The organism is Enterobacter cancerogenus (assembly GCF_019047785.1).
GTDB classification, from domain to species: Bacteria; Pseudomonadota; Gammaproteobacteria; order Enterobacterales; family Enterobacteriaceae; genus Enterobacter; species Enterobacter cancerogenus.
In genome coordinates, this window is the sequence record NZ_CP077290.1 from 3,834,097 (window position 1) to 3,858,239 (window position 24,143).

Consider the following 24,143-nt stretch of genomic DNA (forward strand, 5'->3'; position numbering starts at 1 on the left):
GCGACGTCACGCTGACTGATTTTCATTTTTCCACTCCCGTCCGGTTGCCTGCTGCTGTTGCTGCATACGGCTGTTGCTCAGGGCCTGCGCTTTCGGCGCGTCCATCACCAGCATGCCCTCTTTCAGCACCACCACGCGCTCCACCAGCTCCAGCACCGGAACGCGGTGGGTAGCGACCACCAGGGTGCGGTTGCCGAGCCAGGCGCTCAGACGCTGGATAAACTCCCGCTCGGTGTGCTCGTCCAGCGAGGCCGTGGGTTCATCCATCAGCACGATATTCGGGTCCCGCAGGAGCATACGCGCCAGCAAAATGGACTGGCGCTGACCGCCGGATAACCCGACGCCGTTTTCCATAATTGGGTAGTCCAGCCCTTTCGGCAGCTTCTGGACAAAAGCCGCTGCGCCGCACATCTCCAGCACCTCGAAAATTTCTTCGTCGGTGGCGCGCGGCATGCCGAGAGTGATGTTCTCGCGCAGGGTGCCGTAAAACAGCCGCGCGTTCTGGGTCATAAAGCCGACGTTGCGCCGCACGTCCGCCACGTCGAGATGAGGCAGACTGAAGTTGTCGAGACGCAGCTCGCCGCCCGCCAGATCCATGCCGCCCGCCATCGCCTGTAGCAGCGTCGATTTCCCCGCGCCGTTGCGCCCGAGGATCGCCACCTTCTCGCCGGGTTTGATCTCCAGGCGGTTAATACGCAGCGCCATGCGCGGATCTTCCGGGTGATAGCGGAACTGCGCCTGCTCAAACAGATAATGGCCGCGCAGCACGTCCTGGCGGATCGGTGTCTCTTCCCGCTGGTTTTCCGTGGGCAGTTGCATGATGCTGTCCAGCCCTTCCTTCGCCGCTTTGACCTGCTGCCAGCGCGCCAGCACGCCGCACAGGGTGGCCATCGGCGCAATCATGCGCGAGGCCAGCATCGAGGCGGCGACCACCGAACCGGTGGTTAAGGTGCCGTCGATCACCATCGGTGCGCCGACCACGATCACCCCGGCATACACCAGGCTTTGAATGGTCATCCCCCAGTTGATCAGGTTCTGCGTCAGCTCGCGGGTGCGCAGGCCGGATTCGGCGGTGATCTGGATATAGCTGTTCCACTGCTGCAAAAAGCGGTTCTCCGCCTGCATCAGCTTGATGTCCTCCAGCCCCTGCACGCTCTCCACCAGCACCGCGTTGCGCAGGGTTGATTCATGCGCCGACTGCTTCGCCAGCGCCGCCAGTTTCTTTTGCAGCAGCAGGCCGGGCAGCACCATGATGACCGCCGCGACCGGGGCGATCCACGCCAGCTGCGGGGCGATGATCGCCAGCACCACCACGAACAGTAAGAAGAAGGGGAGATCGACAATGGTCGAAATGGTGGAGGAGGTGACCATCTCGCGGATCTGCTCCAGCTCGCGCAGCTGGGAGATAAAGCTGCCGGTAGAGCGCGGGATGGCGCTGTTGCGCAGGCGCAGGGCGTGGCCGAAGACGCGATCCGAGACGCGCAGATCCGAGCGTTTGCCCAGCAGATCCATGATGTGCCCGCGCGCCACGCGCAGCACAAAGCCAAACAGCGTGGCGATCAGCACGCCGATGGTCAGCACGTAAAGCGTAGGGTAGGACTGGGCGGGGATCACCCGGTCGTACACCTGCATTGAAAAGACAATGCCCGACAGCGACAGCACGTTGATAAACAGCGCCGCCAGCATCACCCAACTGTAGGGGCGCAGGTCGCGCATCACCAGCCGGTAGAGCCAGTCCGGACGGTATTTCGAGATATAGGCGTCCACGCGGCTGTCCTTCAGCGCGGCCAGCGGGCGCAGGGCAATAACGTGGCGGATGGCGGGCAGCATCGCGCTCAGCGACAGACGGTTGGTGTGTGTTGCGTCATCGAAGAAACTGACTTCCAGGGTGTCCTCGCCGTCGAAGTGATCGATGACGCCAATTCTCCCCTCGGTTAGCTCCACCACCACCGGCAGACGCCAGCTGTTGATGGCATGCCGATCCGCCGTCAGTAGCTGAAACGACAGCCCGGCTTCGCGGGCGAGCTGGGTAAGGGCCGGGACCCTCTGCTTGCCCTTAAGCCACGGGGCACCTGCCATCAGCGCGCCGGGCGAACAGGCCACGCGATAGCGCGTGGCAACGTAGCCAAAGGCCTGCGCCCACTGCGCCAGCGCCTCATCCGTCATGGGCTCACCCTGCGGGATATCGCGTTGCTTCATGGCTGGATCTCCACGGTCTGGATGGTGCGATTTTCAAGGTCGAACGCGTGGCGCAGGCGTCCGGTATTGTAGAGGCAGTTCAGCTGGAGCTGATGAAGCTGCCCGGCGGTTTGCTGCTGGGTGAAGCGGGCCTGATAAACTTCCTGCTCGGCGTTGAGGACGTCCAGCAACGGGCGCGATCCGAGGTCGAGATACTGCTGCTGATAGAGTTCGCGGGTGCGGGCGCTGAGCGCCTCCTGACGACCCTGAATTTGCAGCGTGCTCATCAGGCTTAACACCTGACTGCGTGCCTCCAGCAGCTTCTGCCGCACGTCGAGACGGGTGCGCTGGATTGTGGATTGCGCGGACTCCACCGCGTGTCCGGCGGCGTTGCGTCTGGCGGTCAGGCCGCCGCCCTGATAGAGCGGCATCTGCACTTTCACCCACGCGGAATACTGCGTGCGGTCCAGCGTTTGGTTGCCCGCGTAGCGATCGTTAAGGTAGTGACGCACCTCCGGCTCCAGCGAGACGGTAGGGGTCATCTGGGCGTTGGCGTAGTCGAGATTAGCCTGCGCCACGTTCGCCTGTGCCCAGGCTGCCAGCACGGCGGGCACCAGGCGGTCGTCCGGCTCGGCGATATCGCAGCTGCGGGACAGGCTTTGCGGGAAGTCGTTGCTGACGGTGTTGAGGCTGTTCCAGCCGAGGAAGCTCATCAGCGTGGCGCGAGCGCTGTCGAGGCTGGCCTGATACTGCATCAGCTGCGCGCGTGCCCCTTCGATACGGGCGTCGGTCTGCACCACGTCAGAAAGCGACGTTGCCCCTTCGTCGTTTCGCAGTTTGGTCAGTTTGCCGATGGAGGAGAGCGCATCAAGCTGCTCTTTGGCGGTGTCGACCATCTGCTGCATAGTTTGCACCTGTACCATGGCGATGGCGGTATCGTGCGCGATGGTATCGATGCTGACCAGCACGTTGGCCTGCTGCTGGGCCACCCCGGCGGTTTCGGCGCGGACCTGGCTGGCGACTTTGCCGAAATCGTAGAGCATCTGGGAAAGGGAGAGCACCAGCGACGGGGTAAAACCATTGTCACCGCCGTCGTGGGTGTAGCCATTCTCCATGCCGGCATTAACCTGCGGATAGTATTTCGATTTGGCGACGTCGACCTCTTCGCTCTGCTGGTAAAGTTTACCGACGGCTTCGCTGATGGCGGGGTGCCAGGTGACGGCGCGGTTAACGGCTTCGCCGAGCTGGAGCGTGCCGGGTGCGGCGTTCCCGACCACCGGCGCGACGCGGCCGCTTAATGAAGGTAGCTCCTGTGATTCGCTCAATTCTCCTGTATTAATCATCGCGGCGGAACTGGCAGCGATAGCGGGCACAGATATCAGGCAGCACGAGAGCCACCAGTAAGGCATCTTTATTCCCATGTCTTATCCCTAATAAAAAAGTACTGCTTTATTGTTTATGCCCGGGCGCTGTGCGCCCGGGTCATTTGGTGCAGGTGCTATCAGGTAATGATGTGTTGCTGGTTTACCAACTCGTCGTAGGTGGTCTGAACGTTGTCCAGCGTAACGAGCGTGGTATTAGTGTAGGTGCCCCCTGCACCATCACGGTCGATGGAGATCACAGTATTGCCATTACTATTAGTGACATGCAGGTAGTTACCCAGGGTAGAGGCACTGCCGTTCCAGCCCACCAGCAGATCGCCGATATCGATCTTGTCTCCCTGCGCCAGTGAGAAGTTGGTCCAGTGATCGCCCGCCGTGCTGTTGACGTTACCCGCCGTGGCGTTGCCCACCGTGTTGTTCAGCACCTGATAAATCAGCGTATCGCCGTAAGCCGTACCGGTGATGACGTCGTTATGCTCAGAGCTGATGAACTGCGGTGCCATGTTGATGGTCAGCGTGGCGCTGTCCGTCTTACCGGCCGCATCGGTCAGGGTGTAGTTAAAGACCTCCTTCGAGGTGATGGTGGAGAGCGACACCCCGGCGTTGAGGGTGTAGGTGTAATGGCCGTCCGCCGCAATCGCCAGCGTGCCGTAGTGACCGACGACGTTGACGGTGGCGCTGCCGGTGTACGGATCCAGCGTGGTGGTTACGCCGTTGTAGCCCGTCACGCTCAGGCGGGTATCCACTGAGTGCAGCTGATCCATTGCCCCGGCGGAATCCGTACCGTCAAAGATATTACCGTTGACGGTGTGCCCGCTGGTGGCGTCGAACTGGCTCAGGGAGTAGGTGGTCCCGGTGACGCTCGGGGTGATGGTGACGCCGCCCAGCCCAAGTGCTGGCATGCTCCCCGTATAGCTCAGGGTGTAGGTGCCCGCGTTAAGATCCAGACCGGTCACGGCGATATCCGCATTGCCTCCCAGCAGCAGCCCGCCGCCGAACGATCCGGTCCGCAGAGTGGTGCCCCCCTGGGAGATCGTCCAGTTCACGGTCAGCCCGCCCAGCGTCAGCAGCGAGGCGACGTTGAAGTGCAGCACCACGTTATGCAGCGCGGTATTGGCATCGACCACGAAGGTCCCGCTGCCGCTGCCCGACGTTGGGGCCAGCAGGGCGGCGTTCCAGCTCGCCGTGCCCACCGTGGTGTCCGAGTAGGCCGAGGTATGGTGCACCGAGGTGACATCCAGAACCTGGCTGACATCGTTCACCGCGTCCATCGCCCGGGCGGTTGGCGTGATGTTCAGCGACGCCGTATCCTTCGCGCCGCCAGGTGCGGTAATGGTGTAAACAAAGGTATCCGGGGTGTCGATATGGTCTGCACCGACGCCCGTTTTCAGGGTGTAGGTGTACTGCCCGGATGCGTTGATGGTCAGCGTGCCGTACTCCCCGACAATGCTGGTTACGCCGCTGTTGTTCACCGCGACGCCGTTCACGTCAGACACGACGGTGCCGGATGGGGCAATGTCGTCTGCGAGCACGTTACCGGTGGTGCTGGTGCCCACGCTTGAGACGCTGTAGACGTGGTCTTCCAGCACGTTAAGCGTATAGCCCGTCAGCGCCGTGATCCCCGCGGCGGTATTCAGCAGGAACAGATACTCTCCGGACGGCAGGTTCAGCGTCAGCTGGGACGAGGTTCCACCCAGCAGCGGCGCACGCAGCCAGCCCGGCTGAACGCGCATCTGCTCAAACGTCTGGGTCGCATCGTTGAACTTGTAGACATACAGGTCAAACACCGAGGCCAGCGCCACGCCGCCAACAGAGGCCTGGATGGTCATGGTACGGGTGGTGCCTTCCTCAACGCTGTAGATGATCGGATTGCTCAGGTCATCCAGCAGGTTCAGGCCGAGCGTATTGCCAAGATTAATCCCCACCACGGTAAAGCCGCCCTGCGACGAAGTACCGTTATTGATCTCATGCACGGTGGTGTCGTAGGTCAGCGACGCCGTGTTATCGACGGCCACAATGCTGTTCGCGGTGGTGCCTGCACCCAGGGACAGCACCAGATTCGCCGAGGCGCTGGCACCGTTATGGGTGATGGTGTAGGTGAAGTTCTCCGTCCGGCCAATCACCGAGGCGCTGGTATTGGTCAGGTTGTAGGTGTAGGTCCCGTCAAGGTTGATGGTTAACGTACCGTAGAGGCCCTGAATGACGGTGCCGTTCGCCGTGACGTTGACCGTGTCGCCCTGAGAGTTAGTGACCGCGCTGACCGTGGTTCCCGCCGGGGCGTTATCGCTGCCGGCTGTAGGATCCGTATCGAGAATCACGTTCCCGCCGAGGCTGGTTTCCCCGGTCACGGTGCCTGCGCTGGTCTCTTTCACCGCCACATCAATACTGGTGTAGGAGCCGGTCGCCAGCAGGTTGGTGTTGTAGCTCAGCACGCGATACTGACCGTTGGCAAGCCCGGCCAGGTTCAGGGAGACGCCGGTTGCGCCTAGTGTCAGCAGGTCTGCGAACTGCGGCTGTCCGGTATCCACCACCGTGGTCCAGGTATTATTCACGCTATCGAAACGCTGCACCACCAGCTCAAGGGTGTTGAGCAGTGACAGCACCGCGCCGGTGGCGTTGGCATTGACGGAGATATCCGCGCTGCCGCCGCTTCCCACCGTAAAGCCAACCTGCGCAGTGTCATTGCCGAGCAGCGTCAGCGCGTTGCCCAGTGCGCCCACCAGCAGGAAGCCATAGTCGTTGTACTGCGCGTTCGTCACCGTGGCCGTGGTGCTCAACTCCAGCTCTTCGACGTTAGTGCTGGCCGACAGCGGTACGACCGGCGCAAGCGCTGAACCGATCGGGGAGACGTTGCCCGCGGCATCGGTGGCGGTAATTTGCAGCGTCTGGCCTTCCGTCTGCTTATTCAGGAAGGTATAGGTAAAGTTCCCGTTGCTGTCGGCAGTAGTCGTGACCGTCGAATTATCCGCCAGACGAATGGTCACGGTGCTGCCCGCTTCGGCGTTGCCGGTCAACACGCTGCCGTCCGTATTAAAGGTGCCGGTAGGCTGAGTCGGCGCGGTAACGTCGACAATCACCGTTGTGGCGCCAGATATCGGACCGGTGCCCGTCGCGTTGGATGCCGAGGCGGTAAAGGCGTGGGAGCCTTCGCTCAGCGCCGGGGTGGTGAACGTCCAGTTCCCGGCACCGTCGGCAACCACGGTCCCCATCGCCACGCCGTTGTTATACAGGGTGACGGTAGCGTTAGGCTGCGCCGTCCCGCTCAGGGTCGGGGTGGTGTCATCGGTGGTTTTGCCGTTGGTCAGATTGCCGGTCACGGTACCGACGTTATCGTTAATGGTCGCGATCACCGGCGCGTTCGGCAGGGTGGTGAACGGCGCCGTAACCGAGACGTTGGCACCGGCGTTACCCGCTTTATCGGTGGCAAACGCCAGCAGCGTTTCGCCCCCGGTCTGTGCCGGAGCAATGGTCACGTTAAAGTTGCCGCTGCCATCCGCCGTCGCCGTACCCAGTACCGTCCCGGTGCTGGTGGTGATGGTGACGGTGCTGCCCGCTTCGGCGGTGCCCGTTACGTGTGTACCGTTAGTAATAACAGCCAGTCCGACAGGCAGTGCTGGCGGTGTCACATCAACGGTGATCGAGGTGACAGGTGATGCCGCGCTGGTATTGCCTGCGGCATCGGTCGCCGTGGCGGTAAAGTTGTGCTGGCCTTCGGTCAGCGTGGTGCTGGTCTGCGGCAGCGTCCAGTTGCCGTTGGCATCGGCGGTGACGGTGCCAACCAGCGTGGTGCCATCGTAGATCCGCACCGTTGCGTTGGCTTCAGCGGTGCCGTTGAGCGTCGGACGGGTGTCGTTGGTCGGGTTACCGCCGGTAATGGCCCCGGTTACGGTGCCAACATCGTCCACGATGGAACTGATGACCGGCGCGGCTGGCGCGGAGGCATCCACGACGATAACAAAGCCGGTGGTTGGCGCACTGACATTACCCGCTGCGTCGGTCGCGGTGACGGTCAGGGTGTGAGAGCCGTCCCCCAGCGCGGTGGTCGGGGTAAAGCTCCAGTTTCCGCCGGTGGCGACCACGCTGCCCAGCAGGGTGGTTCCATCGTAGATGTTCACCGTTGCGCCGGCCTCTGCGGTGCCGTTGAGGGTCGGCAGGGCATCGTTGGTCACCTGGCCGTTGGTCAGGTTAACCGTCGCGCCCACGTCGTCCACCACCGAGGTGACAACAGGCACGGCTGGCGGGGTAGTGTCGATGTTAATGACAAAGTCCCCCGACGGCGTGCTGACGTTGCCCGCCGCATCGGTCGCTGTTGCGGTAATGGTATGCGGGCCGGTGGTCAGCGCCGTCGTGAGCTGAATCGTCCAGGAGCCGTCCGCCCCGGCGGTGGTCTGGCCGATCTGTATGCCGTTCTCAAACAGATGCACCACGGCGTTGGCTTCGCTGGTTCCGTTGAGCACCGGCAGCGTGTCGTCGGTGACTTGTCCGCTGCCGAAGGTGCCGGTCAGGGTGCCGACATCGTCAACGCCCTGGCTGATAATCGGTGCGACAGGCGCAACGGTATCCACTACCACCGTGAATCCGGTCGACGGCTGGCTGAGGTTGCCCGCGGCATCGGTTGCCGTCAGCGTCAGCGTGTGGCTGCCGTTGGCCAGCGTGGGTGAAAAGGTCCAGTTACCGGTCTCATCCGCGCGGGTCTGGGCGATCTCCACGCCGTTATCGTAGATGCGAATAACCGCGTTGGCTTCCGCAGTTCCGGCGAGCGTCGGCTGAGGATCGTTGGTTGCCTGGCCGTTGGTCAGGGTACCGGTCGACGGCAGCTGATCGTCGGTGACGGTGTTGAGCACCGGCGCGTTAGGGACCAGGGTATCGACCGTCAGGTTAAACAGGGTGGTGCCGGTGCTGGTATTGCCCGCCGGATCGGTCGCCGTCAGGCCCAGAACGTGCGGCCCTTCGCCAAGCGGCGTGGTGGGGGTAAAGGTCCACGTGCCGGAGGCGTTCACCACGGCGGTACCAATCTCGACGTTGTTATCAAAGATATGGATGGTGGAACCAATTTCCCCGGTGCCGTTCAGGGTCGGTTGGGTGTCGTTGGTGGTAGAGCCGGTGACTAACGCACCGGTGCCCGGGCCAATATCATCCAGCACGCTGGTAAGGGTTGGCGCAACCGGCGGCGCGGTATCCACCGTCAGAACAAAGGCCGGTGTATTTGCCGAAACGTTGCCTGCGGCATCGCTGGCGTTGATGCGAATGCTGTGCGGCCCCTCCGGCAGGGCGGTGTCTGGCGTCCATGTCCAGGTGCCGTCGCTGCCCACCTGCACGGTGGCGATTTCCGTGCCGTTATCGAGAATATGGATCGTGTCCCCGTTATTTCCCGTGCCGGTCAGGGTTGGGGTGCTGTCGTTCGTGACCTGGCCTGACGTCAGCGCGCCATTCACGCCGCCGGGAACGTTATCCGTGACGGCGGTCAGCACAGGCGTATCGGGCACTACGGTGTCGACGATAACGGTGTACTGATTCGATGATGAGCTGACGTTGCCCAGTGGGTCGGTGGCCGTGACGTTAAAGGTGTGGGTTCCGTCCGTCAGCGGTGACGTTGGCGTAAAGCTCCATGCGCCGCTGGCGTTGGCCAGTACGGTGCCAATCTGCGTGCCGCCTTCGAAAATGGCAATGGTGCTGTTCGCTTCGGCGGTTCCCGAGAGCAACGGCGTGGCATCGTTCGTCGTGCCGCCGCTCGGCACGTTGACGACCGTCCCGACGTTATCCTCCGCGCCCGTAATGACCGGCGTCGTCGACACGGTATCGACAATAACCACAAACGGAGCGGAGTCTGGCCCCTGATTACCCGCCGGATCCGTGGCGCGCACGGTGAGAGAGTGGGTGTCGTTGCTGAGCGCAGACGGTGGCGTAAAGCTCCACGCGCCGGTTGCGCCCACCACGACGGTGCCAAGCAGGTTGCCGTTATCGTAAACCGAAAGGGTGTCGCCAGGCGTCGCGGTACCGCTGAGGGTTGGACGATCGTCGTTGGTGGCCTGGCCGGTGGTGAGTGGCCCGGTTCCCGGCCCCACATCATCCGTTACGGCACCGATGGTCGGTGCCGCAGGCGCGGTGGTATCGATGGTGACCGTCGCAGCCGGAGAGAGGCCGCTGGTTTGCCCGTCCACCGTCGCGGTGACCTCGAAGCGGTGTAATCCTTCCGTCAGTCCCGTGGTCGGGGTGTAGCTCCACGCGCCGGTCGTGGCGTCTGCGACCACGGTGTCCAGTAACACACCATCGAGATAAAGGGTGACGGTACTCCCGGCGACGGCGGTGCCGTTCAGGGTTGGCGTGGTGTCATCCGAGCTTCTGCCTTTCACATCGCCCGTGACCGGGCCTTCATTGTCTATCAGGGTGGCGATCACCGGGACAGCCGGCAGGTCCGGCACGTCGACGACGGTGAACGGCGTTTCAGCGCTTACGTTACCGGCGAGGTCGGTGGCCGTGACCTCCAGCGTGGTTGGGTTGGTTTGCGCAGGCGTCAGGGCGATAGAGAAGGTCCCGTCTTGCCCCACAACCCCGGTGCCGATAACGGTGGTGCCATCGCGGACAGTGATGGTTGAACCGGCATCACCCGTACCGGTAAGCGGCGTGCCTTGCTCCGTCAGCGCCAGGTCGGCAGGCGCGCTCGGCGGCAGATTGTCCACGTTGAGGGTAACGGTGGTCGATCCCGATAGGTTGCCTGCCGCATCGGTGGAGGTGACCACGAGAGTGTGAGAGGTGTTATCCGCCAGCGCAGGGTCGGGTGACCATGTCCAGGTGCCGTCCGGCTGAACCACGGCGGTGATGGTCGATGGCGTATTGTCGATGCTGACCGTGATGGTCGCACCCGGTTCACCGGTCCCGCTCAGCGTCGGTGTCGTATCCTGAGTGTAGTGAACGCCGCCGACCAGATTACTGTCGGAAACGCTATCCACCAGCGGTGTCGTTGGCGCAACGGTATCGATCGTCACGCTGTAGACCGGGCTGGTGCCGCTGACGTTGCCCGCCGCATCAATCGATGAAGCGGTGAGGTTCAGCGTGCCGTTTGGCAATGCGGTGTCTGGCGTGTATGTCCAGACGCCAGCGTTAACGACCACGCGCGCGATTTCGATGCCGTTATTGTAAATAATCACCTGATCGCCGGTGGTGCCCGTCCCGGAGAGGGTTGGGGTGGCATCATCGGTTGCTCCCCCGGTAGCAACGCCTGCGACATCGGTAATGACCGGCGTGACGGGTGGCGTGGTATCCACGGTAAAGGTGATATCCGAAGACGGAACAGAGACGTTACCGGCTTCATCGGTGGCGGTGGTGGTGATCGCATGCTGCGCATTGCCCAGCGGCGTGTCAGGACGCCACGTCCAGTTGCCGTCCGCCCCGACGGTGACCACCCCAATCTGCTGGGTTGCACCGCCGTTCACGCTGTCGAAGATGGTGATGACATCGTTTGGCGTGCCGGTTCCGCTCAGGACCGGACGCGGATCGTTGATGCTGTCCCCTGCGGTGACTGGCCCCGTCACCTCGTTGACGTTATCAACGACGGTTGGCGGAGTTGGTGCATCCGGTGCTTCGGTGTCAATGGTTATCGAAACCGGTTGTGACGGCGCGCTTTCGTTACCGGCCCCGTCCTTCGCGGTGACGGTCAGCGTCAGGTTATATGTGCCATCGTCTAACCCACCCGGCGGGGTCCAGGTCCAGACGCCGCCCGGCGGGATCACCACGGTGCCGAGAGCTTCGTTCCCGTTATAAATGGTGATGGTATCGCCTTCGGTGCCGGTACCAGACAGCACCGGGTTGGTATCACGGGTAATATCGCCTGAACCGAGCGTAACCTCTGAACCGTCCGGATTCACCGTGACGGCAGGGGCGTCCGGCGTATCCGGGGCCAGCGTATCCACCCGGATAACGATTGGATCCGAGGTGGTCGTTGTCCCCGCGCTGTTGGTGGCGACGACGGTCAGCGAATGTGTGCCGTCGGGCAGGGGAGAGGATGGTGTGAAGGTCCACTGGCCAGTGCCGTTCACTGTTGCAGTACCGATAGGGTTCGCCCCGTCGAAGACGGTAATGGTGGTGCCCGGATCGGTGGTCCCCTGCAGCAGAGGCGAAGAATCGTCAGTGACTGCGCCGTCAGTCAGGCCGCCAGTCACTGGCCCAACGTCGTCGGTAATCGACTCGATCACCGGTACCGACGGTGCGTCGGTGAAAATGTTCAGGTTAAAGCCTGGGGAGGCCGGGCTTTGGTTCCCGGCAGCATCGGTGGCAACCGTTGTCAGGACATAATTGCCATCAGGAATGTCGGCAGGCGGCGTAAAGACCCATGCGCCGTTCTGCCCCACCACTGCGGTCCCGAGCGGATTACCATCGAGGAGAATGGTGATGGTCGCACCCGGCTCGCCGGAGCCGTTGAGCGTTGGGCGGTTATCGTTAGTCTGTTGACCGCTGGTCAGCGCCCCGGTCACGCCTTCGACGTCGTCCACCACGCTGCTGACCACCGGTGCGGCAGGCAGTTGGGTGTCTACCGTGATGCTCCAGCTGTTGGACAAGCCGCTGCTGTTCCCGGCCGTATCGGCTGCTGAAACGGTAAAGATGTGCCCGCCCTCGGCCAGCGCCGGTGGCGTGAAGCTCCAGTTTCCGGTTCCGTCGACCTGGACCGTATCGACAAGCCTGCCGTTATCGAAGATCGAGAGCGTCGATCCAGCCTCGCCGGTTCCACGAAGCAGCGGGGTGTTGTCATTGGTGGTCACGCCATTGCCGAGCAGGCCCGTATTCGCTTCAACGTTATCCTCCACGGAGACAATCACCGGCACCGCTGGCGGAGTAACATCCGGTGCGTTGACCGGGGTGGAATCGCCGATATTACCGGTAGGATCCTTGGCGCTAACGTCGAGGGTTTCGCCATTTTTCTGCGGCGGATTAAGGGTGACCGTGAAGTTACCCGCATCATCAACCGGGCCAGTGCCGATGGTGGTGGTGCCCTGTTTCACCGTCACCGTGGTGCCTGGCTCTGCTGTACCGGTCAGGGTGGTGCCATCCGGGCTAACGGTCAGACCCGACGGTGCATCAGGTGCCGTGGTATCCGGGGCTGTGGTTTGCGCCGGCGTGCTGATATTGCCGGTACCGTCTGTGGCCGTTACGTCGAGCACTTCGCCATTATTTTGCGCCGGGCTTAATGGAATGGTGAATGTACCATCCTGGCCGACAGGGCCTTCGCCGACCGTCGTGCCGTCTGGATCTTTAATGGTCACGGTACTGCCTGGTTCAGCGCTACCTGAAATACTTCCTCCGTCAGGCGCAACGACCACACCGGTTGGGCTGTTCGGGGCCGTGCTGTCCGGGGCTTCAACCGGGGTGGCGAGACTTCCGTTACCTGCTTTGTCTGTCGCGGTAACGTTCAGGGTTTCGCCATTTTTTTGTGCCGGGGTGATGGACACCGTGAAGCTGCCATCGTTTCCGGCGACGCCCGTGCCTATCGTCACGCCGTTAGCATCTTTTACGGTGATGGTGCTGCCCGCTTCGGCGCTGCCGGTGACCTGAGTCCCGTTCGCCACAACGTCAACATCGTCAGGCGCAACGGGAGGAACGGTATCGATAATCACGGTAAAGGAGATTGAATCACCGCTGGTGCCCGCTGGCGTGGTGGCCGTTGCGGTTATCACGTGCGTGTTATCGAGCAGGATTGGTGAAGGGAAGCTCCACTCACCGCTGCCATTCGCCTGCGCGGTGCCAAGCAGAACGCCATTGTCATAGAGGGTGATAGTGGCATTCGGTGCCGACGTCCCGCTAATCAGCGGGGTGTTATCATTTGTCGCCTGACCGAAACCGACGGAGACGGGGTCGTCTCCATTATCGTTATCCACGCGGATGATCACTGGCGTGTCCGGGAAGCCGGAATTACTGGCGGTGAAGGTCGTGGCGTTGCCGAGGTTACCGGCGGCATCTTCGGCGACGGCGGTCAGCGTTTTGCCATCGGTTTGCGCTGGCGTCACGCGAACGGAATAGCGTCCGTCCGTGCCGGCGATCCCCTGTCCAATTAACGTGGTGCCGTCATAGATAAAGACCGTGCTGCCCGCTTCCGCTATGCCGGTCACGAAGATCCCGGTATCGGCCATCGGCTCGACCTGAGGCGGTTCGGGCGGGGTGGTATCAACCACAAAGTTGATCGGCTGTGACGGCTGGCTCTGGTTGCCCGCCGGGTCGGTTTCCCGCACGGTGATGGCGTGCGGCCCTTCAGCCAGAGCGCCCGTTGGCGTGTAGCTCCAGGTTCCGTTCGCGCTGACGGGAACGGTGGCAATAGGCTGGCCGTTATCGTAGATGGTAATGGTGTCGCCCGCGGTACCTGTACCGCTCAGTCGTGGGCGCGTTTCATCCGTTAGCCCGCCGTTCTCGACCGCCCCCACGATGCTGCCGCTGGTGTCATTGACAATGACGGCCACCGGCGTGGCGGGTGGCGTGACGTCGACGGTGAAGGTAAAACTTCCGCCCGCAGCCGTGGTGTTACCCGCCGCGTCGGTGGAACGCACGGTTATCTGATGCGACCCCTCAGCGAGATCGGCCGACGGCGTGAAGGCCCATGTTCCGTTAGAAGAAACGGTCGTTTGACCCAGGTAGACACCTTTGTCATAGACGGAAATGATGGTCCCGGCTTCGCCTGTCCCGTTGAACGTCGGACGGGCGTCATCGGTCACCTGCCCGCTGGTGAGCGGGCCTTTGAGGGTGCCCACATCGTCCGTCACGCTGCTTAAAACGGGCACCGTTGGGGCGACGCTGTCTACGATCACCGTGTACGCGCCGGATGCCGCACCGGTGTTTCCGGCGGCATCGGTGGCTTTGACGGTGAACTGATGGCTGCCTTCACCCAGCGTAATGTCTGGGGTAAATGTCCATTTGCCGCTGCCATCCGCCTTCACGGTGCCAATAGCGATCCCTTTATCGTAAATGGTGACGGTGGAATTAGCTTCGGCGGTACCGGTCAGGGTCGGACGCTGATCGTTGGTGCTGCCGCCGTTACCCACAGCGCCGGTATTGGGGGAGACATCATCGGTCACGCCGGTAATGACGGGGGCCTGAGGTGCCAGGGTGTCTACGATGAACGAGACGTTTGTCGAGGCGGGGCTGGTATTTCCGGCTGCATCTGTCGCCGTGGCCGTAAGAGTATGGCTGCCTTCTGCCAGCGCGGTTGCGGGCGTAAAGCTCCATTTTCCTTCGGCATCCACCTTCGTGGTGCCAATGGCTTTGCCGTTATCGTAAACGGTGATGGTCGCACCCGCCTCACCAATGCCGCTTAGCGTAGGGGTTGCATCGTTGGTCGGCTTGCCGTTGCCGACGGGGCCAGCGTCAGAGCCAACGTTGTCATTGACCAGCACAATCTCAGGGGCGTCCGGCGCGGTGGTGTCCGGGGCGGTGGCGTGCGCCTCCTGGCTGACATTTCCGGAGGGATCGGTTGCCGTCGCAACAATTTGCTGCCCATTCGTGAGCGGTGTGCCAAGCTCAATGGTGAAGGTGCCATCGCTGTTGGTTTTACCCGTGCCGATCAGGTTACCTTCGCTGTCTTTCAAGGTGATGGTACTGCCGGGTTCGGCTCTGCCCGTCACCGTTTTGCCATCGCCTGAAATCTGTAGGCCGGTCGGTGCATCAGGCGGCGTGGTATCCGGATTGTTTGGGTTTCCGGGGTTGCCCGGGTTACCGGGATTTGAATTATTATCGTCATCTCCGCCGCCACCACCACCGCTACTTGCCGCGATAGCCACCCCGCCAGCAGCGGCTAACCCGCCCAGCACCCAGGGCCAGACGGCTGCGCCACCGGTTTCGCTCCCCGAGGCGGCAAGCAATACGTCTGTCGACGCAATGGATTCATACGTGGCAGCCCCGGTAGGATCTTCTATCCACCACAGCGCGCCGTCGCTCTCGGAAAGCACCAGCTGGCTCACGCCTTGCGCATCCGCGACGTAAAAATTCTTGAGGGTAATCACTTCGCCGGAGTGAAGGGAAATGACCAAATCGTTCCCGTTGCGCGCGTAGTTGGCAATATCGGCTCGCTCGACATGAAGCTCCACGATCGAGGAATGACTCAGCGTAACCTGAGATCCCTCCATTGTTGTTTCCACGCCGGTAAGTTTTGAGATAACAGAGATTTGGCTCATATTGTTATTACTCCAGAAGAGTTGTCATGGACGGCAAATAAGACATGGCCATCTCTTTGTGGAGGGACAAGCGCGCCCCCGGCAAAGCTGCTGATGTTTAATCAGCGCTTACCGTACTTTTTTCGGCGCGATCGATGCCCGCCAGCGTGAAAAGTGGCAACATCAGAATGAAACTATTTATTTAGAACAGATTACGTTGCGTGATTAATTTCCTGTAATAGGCAAAACCCTGTTATTAATAAAGGAAATAAATATTTAGGTGTAAAAATGATATAGCTACAAACGCATTAATATGCAAATTAAGCTTCTGTAAAGCTATCGAGAAACAATGAAGGGGAAATTAAATGATTTACGGCTAATAAAAAACACGCTATTTATTTGTGGGTTTTTTATCTGTGTAAAACAATGAGTTGTGTGATTCTCCATCTGTGTTTTTCGGCGCAAATTTTCCAGGGATTATTTAACACAGTTCTATGTTGTATGGGTGCTTAATTAATATTTAAGTTAGGGTAAACTTATCTGCTATAGGATATATTATGTGTGTTCGCATTTTTTAAATATATTCCTGTGCATACTGTATCTTCTGCTATGGACGAAAATTTAAGCGTTAAGAAATAAAGCATAAAAACGGAAAGTTTATTCGCAGAAATAAAAAAGGCCGCTGGCGCGGCCTTTTAAGTTCACAGAGAATTATTCAGTGACTTTCTTTTCTAAGTCGCTGGCACCTTGTTTGGTTTTATTCCAGCCTTTCTCGGTCCCTTCTTTAGTGGCATCCCACCCTTTCTCGGTACCTTCTTTGGTTTTGTGCCAGGCTTTCTGCGAATCTTCGCTTACCTTGCTGCCGACGCTGTCACCCTTACCTTCAGCGGCATGCTGTTGCTTCAGCTTCAGCTCTTCACCCTTGTCCTGCTCTTCATGCAGCTTTTGCTTCGCGTCGTTAGCGTTAGCATGGGCGGCCGCTACGGTATCATCTGTTGCATGTGTAGTTGCCGCTAAAACAGGGGAAGCCAGCAGAATGGCAGAAAGTGCAATAATTGTTTTTTTCATAATATCCTCATCTAACGTTTCGGTTGTGAGCGTGATTAAGGGTGACACAGACGAAACGGTGTGGCTCTAGGAAAAAACTGTAATGAGATCAAGACCCCGATCGCGCAAGTGGATCCTGAGGGCAGGGGAGGGGGCTGGGAATGGCTATCCTGAGCGAAAGTGGATAAATACCATCAATCGGAATTTTTCATTTTTATTGAGAATTATTCATCTGAGAAATAATGTTGAAAGAGAAGAACAGGCATATGCAGATTTTTTTATCCTGCTTTGCCAAGCTGCAATCAATAAACCTTTATAATCGAACCCAGCACCTCATCGCAGCCCGATAAATGGCTAGAGGTACGGGTATCTCCTCTCTTTTGAAATATAAATAAAGAATATTAGTCTGGCGAATCAATCATTGATGGATGAAATGTGTTTTTTTAAAAGTATCTATTAGCCGGGATAGACGGTATTTTAAACCCGATTATAGTCCATTATTGGACTGTTTTAGAGTAGCGCCATACTTCAGAATCTGGTGATTATTACTTTCTTTAAAATCTTTGTTAAGTATTGATGTTGCTGGGATTGAGATTCCGTATTGATTTAAATCAATAAAAAAGACGATATTCTTTATTTGTCTACTCTTTGTCTCATTTGTGGCTATTAATTCGGCATTTATGTAAAAAAGTAGTCAATGTTTCTTGTATTTAATGCTATGAAAGCATGACTTCTTGTTTACATTTAGTGGAAAATTCTTAAGAAATATCCTATTGAAGATCATCGATCTGCCAAGTTGATCTTGGGTAGTTATTTGTTCTAGTATTGCTGTGTAAAGAAACGTCGTTCGTTTAACAATCATTCCTTAAGGAAAGGGACTGCTATGGCTGATACGTTCCAGAATGAAGTGCCTAAGGCACGCATTAATTTAAAGTTAGCTTTACACACCGGGGGCGCGCAAAAGAAAGTCGAACTGCCCCTTAAACTCCTTACCGTTGGTGATTTCAGTAATGGCAAAGAGTCCCGTCCATTATCTGAACGCGAAAAAATCAACGTCAACAAGAATAACTTCAACAGTGTGCTCTCAGAATTTTCTCCAGAGGTTAATCTGACTGTCCGTAATACGCTGGCTGGAGACGGTTCAGAAGAGAACGTCAAATTACGTTTCTCCGATATGAAAGACTTCGAACCAGAGCAGGTTGCCCGCCAGATCCCTCAGCTTCGCGCCATGCTGGCAATGCGTAATTTATTACGCGACCTTAAATCCAATCTTCTTGATAACGCCACTTTCAGAAAAGAACTCGAGAAAATTCTTAAAGACCCGGCGCTGTCCCGGGAATTACGCGACGAAATGAGCGCGCTTGCCCCGAAATAAGCTGCGTGCACGTTTTTTAATGGATTAAAAGAGAGAATGCTGATGTCTGTTAATACTGAAACAAGCCCGGCACAGGGGCAAACCACGGTTCTTGAGAAAGATGGCGTTTACGCCTCCCTGTTTGAAAAAATCAACCTGGCCCCGGCGTCCAGCCTGGGGGATATCAACGCCTTTCTGGACGATGCTGCCCTGTCTGACGCCCCGGCGGGTGAACGTCTGACCGCGGCGATGCAGGTCTTTATGGACTGCATTCGTAAATCGGGTCAGCAGGTTGAAAAGCTCGACAAGACGCTGATTGACCATCACATCGCTGAACTGGACTATCAGATCAGCCGCCAGCTGGACGCGGTAATGCACCATGAAGCGTTCCAGAAGGTGGAATCCCTGTGGCGCGGCCTGCAGCAACTGGTCGACAACACGGATTATCGCCAGAACGTGAAAACCGAAATCCTGGACGTCTCAAAAGACGATCTGCGTCAGGACTTCGAGGATGCGCCGGAGCTGGTCCAGAGCGGCCTGTACTGGCACACCTACACCGCCGAGTACGACACCCCGGGCGGCGAGCCGATCGGTTCGGTGATCTCCTCTTACGAGTTCGACGCCAGCCCGCAGGACATCGCGCTGCTGCGCAACATCTCCAAAGTCTCCGCCGCGGCACACATGCCGTTTATCGGCTCCGTCGGCCCGGCATTCTTCCTGAAAGACTCCATGGAAGAGGTGGCCGCGATTAAGGATATCGGCAACTACTTCGACCGCGCCGAATACATCAAGTGGAAATCCTTCCGCGACACCGACGATTCCCGCTACATCGGGCTGGTGATGCCGCGCGTGCTGGGCCGCCTGCCGTATGGTCCGGACACCGTGCCGGTGCGCAGCTTCAACTACGTTGAGCAGGTGAAGGGCCCGGATCACGAGAAATACCTGTGGACCAGCGCGGCGTTCTCCTTCGCCTCCAATATGGTGAAGAGCTTCATCAACAACGGCTGGTGCGTGCAAATTCGTGGCCCGCAGGCGGGCGGCGCGGTGAAAGATCTGCCTATCCACCTGTATGATCTCGGCACCGGTAACCAGGTGAAAATCCCGTCAGAGGTGATGATCCCGGAAACCCGCGAGTTCGAGTTCGCCAACCTGGGTTTCATTCCGCTGTCCTACTACAAGAACCGCGATTACGCCTGCTTCTTCTCGGCGAACTCCGCCCAGAAACCGGCGCTGTACGACACCGCCGATGCGACCGCCAACAGCCGCATCAACGCGCGTCTGCCGTACATCTTCCTGCTGTCGCGCATTGCCCACTACCTGAAGCTGATCCAGCGTGAAAACATCGGCACCACCAAGGATCGCCGCCTGCTGGAGCTGGAGTTAAACACCTGGGTGCGGGGTCTGGTGACCGAAATGACCGATCCGGGCGACGAACTGCAGGCATCCCATCCGCTGCGCGATGCGAAGGTGGTGGTGGAAGACATCGAGGACAACCCGGGCTTCTTCCGCGTGCGTCTGTATGCGGTGCCGCACTTCCAGGTGGAAGGGATGGACGTGAACCTGTCTCTGGTCAGCCAGATGCCGAAAGCGAAAGCGTAAGGCGGTAGCAGGGATGAAAATTTATCGTCCGTTATGGAGTGACGGGGCGTTTCTCGCCCCGCAACAGTTCCAGCAGCAGGCCCGCTGGGATGCGCACGTTGCTGATAACGTCGCGCGAATGGCGCTGGCGCATCCCTGGGGTGTGCTGTGCGCTGAGTTTGACGACAGCGCACTGTCGCTCTCCCGCCTCAATGCCACGCGTCTGGCGGTACGTTTTGCCGACGGAACGTTGGTGGACACGGATCTGGCGGATAACCTGCCGCCGGTATGTGATGTGTCTGCAGTGGGGCAAGAGAGTGTGGAGGTGCTGCTGTGCCTGCCACTGCTCAGCGCGAACGGCGGTAATCTGGATGACGGGCGCGACAGCGCCCGTCCTCGTCGCTGGATGTCTGAGCGGGTGACGGTTCAGGAGCTTGCCGGTCATGAACGTAGCGATCTGGCGGTACTGCGTCATGCGCTGTCGTTGCGGCTGTCCACTCAGGAAAACAGCGCGTACCTGACCTGCCCGGTGGCGAGGCTTACCCGCAATACGCAGGGGCAGTGGGTCCGGGATGCCGAATTTATCCCACCGCTACTGTCGCTGGAGGCCAGCCCCGTACTGACGGGGGAACTCAGGGATCTCCTGCACCGCCTGTCAGCAAGACGTAAGCGTCTGATGTCGATGCGACGTGAAAGCAATGAGCGGATGGCGGATTTCGCCGTGGCGGACGTTTCCCTGTTCTGGCTGCTTAATGCCCTGAACAGCGCCGAGCCCGTGCTGACTGAGTTACACCAGACGCCGACACGCCACCCTGAACTGCTGTATCGGGAGCTGGCACGGCTTGCCGGCAGCCTGTTGACGTTTTCTCTCGAGCACAACGCCGACGATATACCTCCTTACCGGCACGACACGCCGGAGCGAGTGTTTCCGCCGCTGTTTACCCTTCTGGACCATCTTCTGGAGGCCAGCCTGCCGTCGCGGGTTATCGCCATTGCGCTGGAACAGGGTGAGGACCAGGAAATCTGGCGCGGAAAACTGCACGATGCGCGGCTGCGCGAAGGCGCGGATTTCTATCTCTCCGTGCGTTCTTCCATGCCAAACCACGAACTGCAGACCCGCTTCCCGCAGCTGTGTAAAGCAGGTAGCCATGACGATGTGTCTGAGGTGGTCAATATCGCCCTGAGCGGCATGGTCATTAAACCGCTGAGCCATGTCCCTGCGGCTATCCCGCTGCGTCTGGAGAACCAGTACTTTGCGCTTGACCTGTCCACCGATGCGGCCCGCGCCATGCTGGAAGCAGGAAACTGCACCTTCTACACGCCGCAATCGCTGGGTGACGTGAAACTTGAACTCTTTGCGGTGCTGCGCTCATGAATACCCCGGATATAGACCTGATTAACCAAACGTTTTATCCAGGCTGGCTGATGGTCAGCCAGTTGCGAAGTGGCCATGAGATACAGGACGGCGAGGCGCTTTACCGCCGCGCCTGCCGGTGGGTGAAGGACGCCCGCGAGTCTCTGACCCAGGCGGGCTTCAGCGAGCTGAGCTGTGACCGGATGTTATATGCCTACTGCGCCTTGCTGGATGAGAGCGTGCTCAACCGTGACAGGCAGGATGATGGCTACCGCAGGTGGCGTAAAGATCCGTTGCAGGCCCGGTTTTTTAGCACCCTGAACGCGGGTGAAGAGCTGTGGGAGCGCATCCGCCTCATCCTGCGGGAACCCGCGCCGGATGTTGCGGTACTGACCTGCCTGTACCGGACGTTACAGCTCGGTTTTGTCGGCGAATACCGTGCGCAAAATGACGAGCGGCGCGAGGACGTGATCCGTGCGCTCAGCGAGCATGTACCGCCCTTTACCCTGACGCAGGATTCGCCTGTGGTGGTCAAGGCACCAGGACTGCGCAGTGGACGCAGGCTGTACTGGCTGGGCTGGGCGGCAGGTTTTGTGGTGCTGGTGGCGCTGTGGTTCACCTTTTCCTCAGTACTGGCGCAGATGGTGTCACAAATTGCAGGGCAGGGATAAGGGATGCGTGAATTATCCCGGGTAGTACTGACGATGCTCGCCACTGTACTGGCGCTGTGGCTGGTCCTGGGTTTCTGGCCGCTTTCCGGCGGGAGTCGGTTTGCCCTCTGCCTGTGTATTTTACTGACGGGCGGCGCGGTGCTGTGGCGGCAGTGGCGACGGTTTCGCCGTGTATCTGCGGCCCGTGAGCAGCGCGAAGAGAGCAGTCTGCCGCCGGAGGGATTTCAGGGGGCAGTGGTATTCGTCTGTGGCGATACCGCATCGCTGTTTTCGCAGGGTCTGGCGCATCGGGAAACGCGCCAGGGCTGGTATCTGCGGGTAGAGAATGCTGAGCAACTGCCGTTGCTGGCCCAGCATCTGGCGAACGCCCGTCCTGACCTGATACCCCAGGTTTCGGTACTGCTGGCGGTCGTGCCGGAGCAGCATCATTCAGAAGAGGGGCTGGCGCAGTCCCTGCGCGGATGGCGGCGAAGCATTGCGCTGTGCCGCGCGTGGCTGAATGGCCTGCCGCCGGTCTGGAGCACAGTCTGGGTAACGCCGCCGGACGGCGAATGCCCGCAAGAGGAGCGCTGGTTTACCGTGACGCCGGACCTGCCGGGTGTGCGGGTGCGTCAGAGTAGCCATGTTCCGCTTCCGGTTGAGGACTGGCAGCGTGAGGCCACCGGTCACGTTTCCCGGCTCTACCACGCGCTCTGGCTGGACAGCGTGCTTGCGTTGACGGAGCGTCATATTAACCCGCCGCTGAGTACCCGACAGGCAGAACTTCCGGCCCTGAAACTCTGCGCCTGCGGTGTCAGCCTGACGCCGGTCTCTGCCGTTGCGGATAATCTCTGGCAGCAGCAAATAGGGGAGATCACCACGCTCGCCCCGGACAGTGCGCCCGTGTCGGAAATGCTCTCTCTCCCGGATGTCCTTCTTCCGTATCTGCCGCGCCGCCAGGGTGTCAGTCGCCGGATGCAGGATATACGTCTGGCTGGGGGCGTCTGTTTTCTTTTCCTCGCGCTGGCGATGCTGGCTTCCTTTATTAACAACCAGCGGCTGGTCCGCAGCGTCGGCGATCACCTTGCCGTCTATCACCGCCTTAGCGGTACGCCGCCTGAGCCAAAACTGCAGGCTCAGCAGCGTCTTCGCGCCGACAGCCGCCTGCTTGATGACTGGCTGCGTCGCGGCGAGCCGCTGCGCTACGGTCTGGGGCTGTATCAGGGGATGCGTCTGATCCCGCCAGTGGAGGCAGCCATAAACGACTGGACGCCGCCACCTCCGCCTCGTCCGATCATCAAGCAGATCGTGCAGGGACCGCAGACGATCCGCCTCGACAGCATGTCGCTGTTCGACACCGGCAGGTGGGCGCTGAAGCCCGGTTCCACGAAGCTGCTGGTCAACTCGCTGGTGGGCATTAAGGCGAAGCCCGGCTGGCTCATCGTGGTGGCGGGCCATACCGACAGCACCGGCGACGACAAATCCAACCAGGTGCTTTCCCTTAAGCGCGCGGAATCGGTGCGCGACTGGATGCGTGACACCGGCGATGTGCCGGAAAGCTGTTTTGCGGTGCAGGGCTACGGCGAAAGCCGGCCTGTCGCAACCAATGACACGCCGGAAGGCCGGGCGCTGAACCGCCGTGTCGAAATCAGCCTGGTGCCGCAGGCGAACGCCTGCCAGACGCCGGGCAACACCCGTGCGCCATCGCAGGATGATGGCGCATTAAAAAATGAAATGGAGAAATAACATGGCAATTCCTGTTTATCTGTGGCTCAAGGACGACGGCGGCGCGGACATCAAAGGGTCCGTGGACGTTAAGGACCGCGAGGGCAGTATCGAAGTGGTGGCGCAGGAGCATAACCTGTACATCCCGACCGACAACAACACCGGCAAGCTGACCGGCACGCGTATCCACACGCCGTTCCTGTTCACCAAGGAAATCGACTCCTCCAGCCCGTACCTGTACAAGGCGGTGACCACCGGCCAGACCCTGAAATCGGCTGAATTCAAATGGTACAAAATCAACGACGCGGGCCAGGAAGTGGAGTACTTCAACACAAAACTGGAAAACGTGAAGCTGGTGAAGGTTGCGCCAAAAATGCACGACATCAAGGACCCGGCGTTCGAGAAGCACAACCATCTGGAACAGATTGAGCTGCGCTACGAGAAAATCACCTGGACCTATAAAGACGGCAACATCATTCATTCTGACTCGTGGAACGAACGCACGACTGCCTAATTACCCGTCATCCTTCGCGCCGCAGGTGCGTTGGCTGCGTTCGCTCACCCCGGTCACATAGTTATCTATGCTCCCGGGGATTCGCGAACTTGCCGCGTTACTCGGCCTGCGGCCTCGCCCCTTATGGGGCCAGCGCAGGCGCTGTTCAAGGCACAAGTGCCTTGTCCTGCGACACGAATGATTTAGGGTAATCGTCTTTGCGGACAGGGGCCCCTGTCCGCCGTTTTTGC

General features: G+C 59.6%; 10 protein-coding genes. 6 read left to right on the top strand and 4 right to left on the bottom strand.

Translation table 11 applies throughout. The features are described 5' to 3' along the window. Window positions 1-6 precede the first annotated feature (6 nt). The 4 genes from I6L58_RS18110 to I6L58_RS18125 all read right to left on the bottom strand — a co-directional run bounded on the left by I6L58_RS18110 (window position 7) and on the right by I6L58_RS18125 (window position 16,759). Window positions 7-2,199 (bottom strand): type I secretion system permease/ATPase, encoded by a 2,193-nt coding sequence (locus I6L58_RS18110; RefSeq protein ID WP_058608479.1) that lies wholly within the window; start codon window positions 2,197-2,199, stop codon window positions 7-9. Continuing rightward, a complete protein-coding gene (locus tag I6L58_RS18115) occupies window positions 2,196-3,599 on the bottom strand; it encodes a TolC family outer membrane protein (RefSeq protein WP_058608478.1) in 1,404 nt (467 codons plus the stop codon). The genes I6L58_RS18110 and I6L58_RS18115 overlap by 4 nt, the downstream gene beginning before the upstream one ends. Before the next feature lie 80 nt (window positions 3,600-3,679). Beyond that, on the bottom strand, window positions 3,680-15,712 hold the full coding sequence (locus tag I6L58_RS18120) for a BapA/Bap/LapF family large adhesin (protein WP_088208674.1): 12,033 nt from the start codon (window positions 15,710-15,712) through the stop codon (window positions 3,680-3,682). Between the two features lie 690 nt (window positions 15,713-16,402). Further along, window positions 16,403-16,759 (bottom strand): hypothetical protein, encoded by a 357-nt coding sequence (locus tag I6L58_RS18125; RefSeq protein ID WP_088208675.1) that lies wholly within the window; start codon window positions 16,757-16,759, stop codon window positions 16,403-16,405. 862 nt (window positions 16,760-17,621) lie between these two features. On the opposite strand from I6L58_RS18125, the gene tssB reads away from it, so the two are divergent. Genes tssB through hcp form a run of 6 tightly spaced genes read left to right on the top strand, consistent with a single transcriptional unit; the run spans window position 17,622 to window position 23,913 of the window. Continuing rightward, a complete protein-coding gene (gene tssB / locus I6L58_RS18130) occupies window positions 17,622-18,113 on the top strand; it encodes a type VI secretion system contractile sheath small subunit (RefSeq protein WP_006178109.1) in 492 nt (163 codons plus the stop codon). A 42-nt stretch (window positions 18,114-18,155) separates the two neighbouring features. Next, on the top strand, window positions 18,156-19,691 hold the full coding sequence (tssC, locus tag I6L58_RS18135) for a type VI secretion system contractile sheath large subunit (RefSeq protein ID WP_102892058.1): 1,536 nt from the start codon (window positions 18,156-18,158) through the stop codon (window positions 19,689-19,691). Window positions 19,692-19,704: 13 nt separating this feature from the next. After that, the gene (tssK, locus tag I6L58_RS18140) at window positions 19,705-21,045 is read left to right on the top strand and encodes a type VI secretion system baseplate subunit TssK (RefSeq protein WP_088209522.1); all 1,341 of its coding nucleotides are present in this window, start codon (window positions 19,705-19,707) and stop codon (window positions 21,043-21,045) included. Continuing rightward, window positions 21,042-21,695 carry a type VI secretion system protein TssL, short form gene (tssL, locus tag I6L58_RS18145; RefSeq protein WP_006178106.1) on the top strand — a complete coding sequence of 218 codons (654 nt, stop codon included), beginning with the start codon at window positions 21,042-21,044 and terminating at the stop codon, window positions 21,693-21,695. The genes tssK and tssL overlap by 4 nt, the downstream gene beginning before the upstream one ends. Before the next feature lie 3 nt (window positions 21,696-21,698). Beyond that, window positions 21,699-23,420 (top strand): OmpA family protein, encoded by a 1,722-nt coding sequence (locus tag I6L58_RS18150; RefSeq protein WP_088209521.1) that lies wholly within the window; start codon window positions 21,699-21,701, stop codon window positions 23,418-23,420. Between the two features lies 1 nt (window position 23,421). Further along, window positions 23,422-23,913 carry a type VI secretion system effector Hcp gene (gene hcp / locus I6L58_RS18155; protein WP_006178104.1) on the top strand — a complete coding sequence of 164 codons (492 nt, stop codon included), beginning with the start codon at window positions 23,422-23,424 and terminating at the stop codon, window positions 23,911-23,913. The last annotated feature ends 230 nt before the right edge of the window (window positions 23,914-24,143 follow it).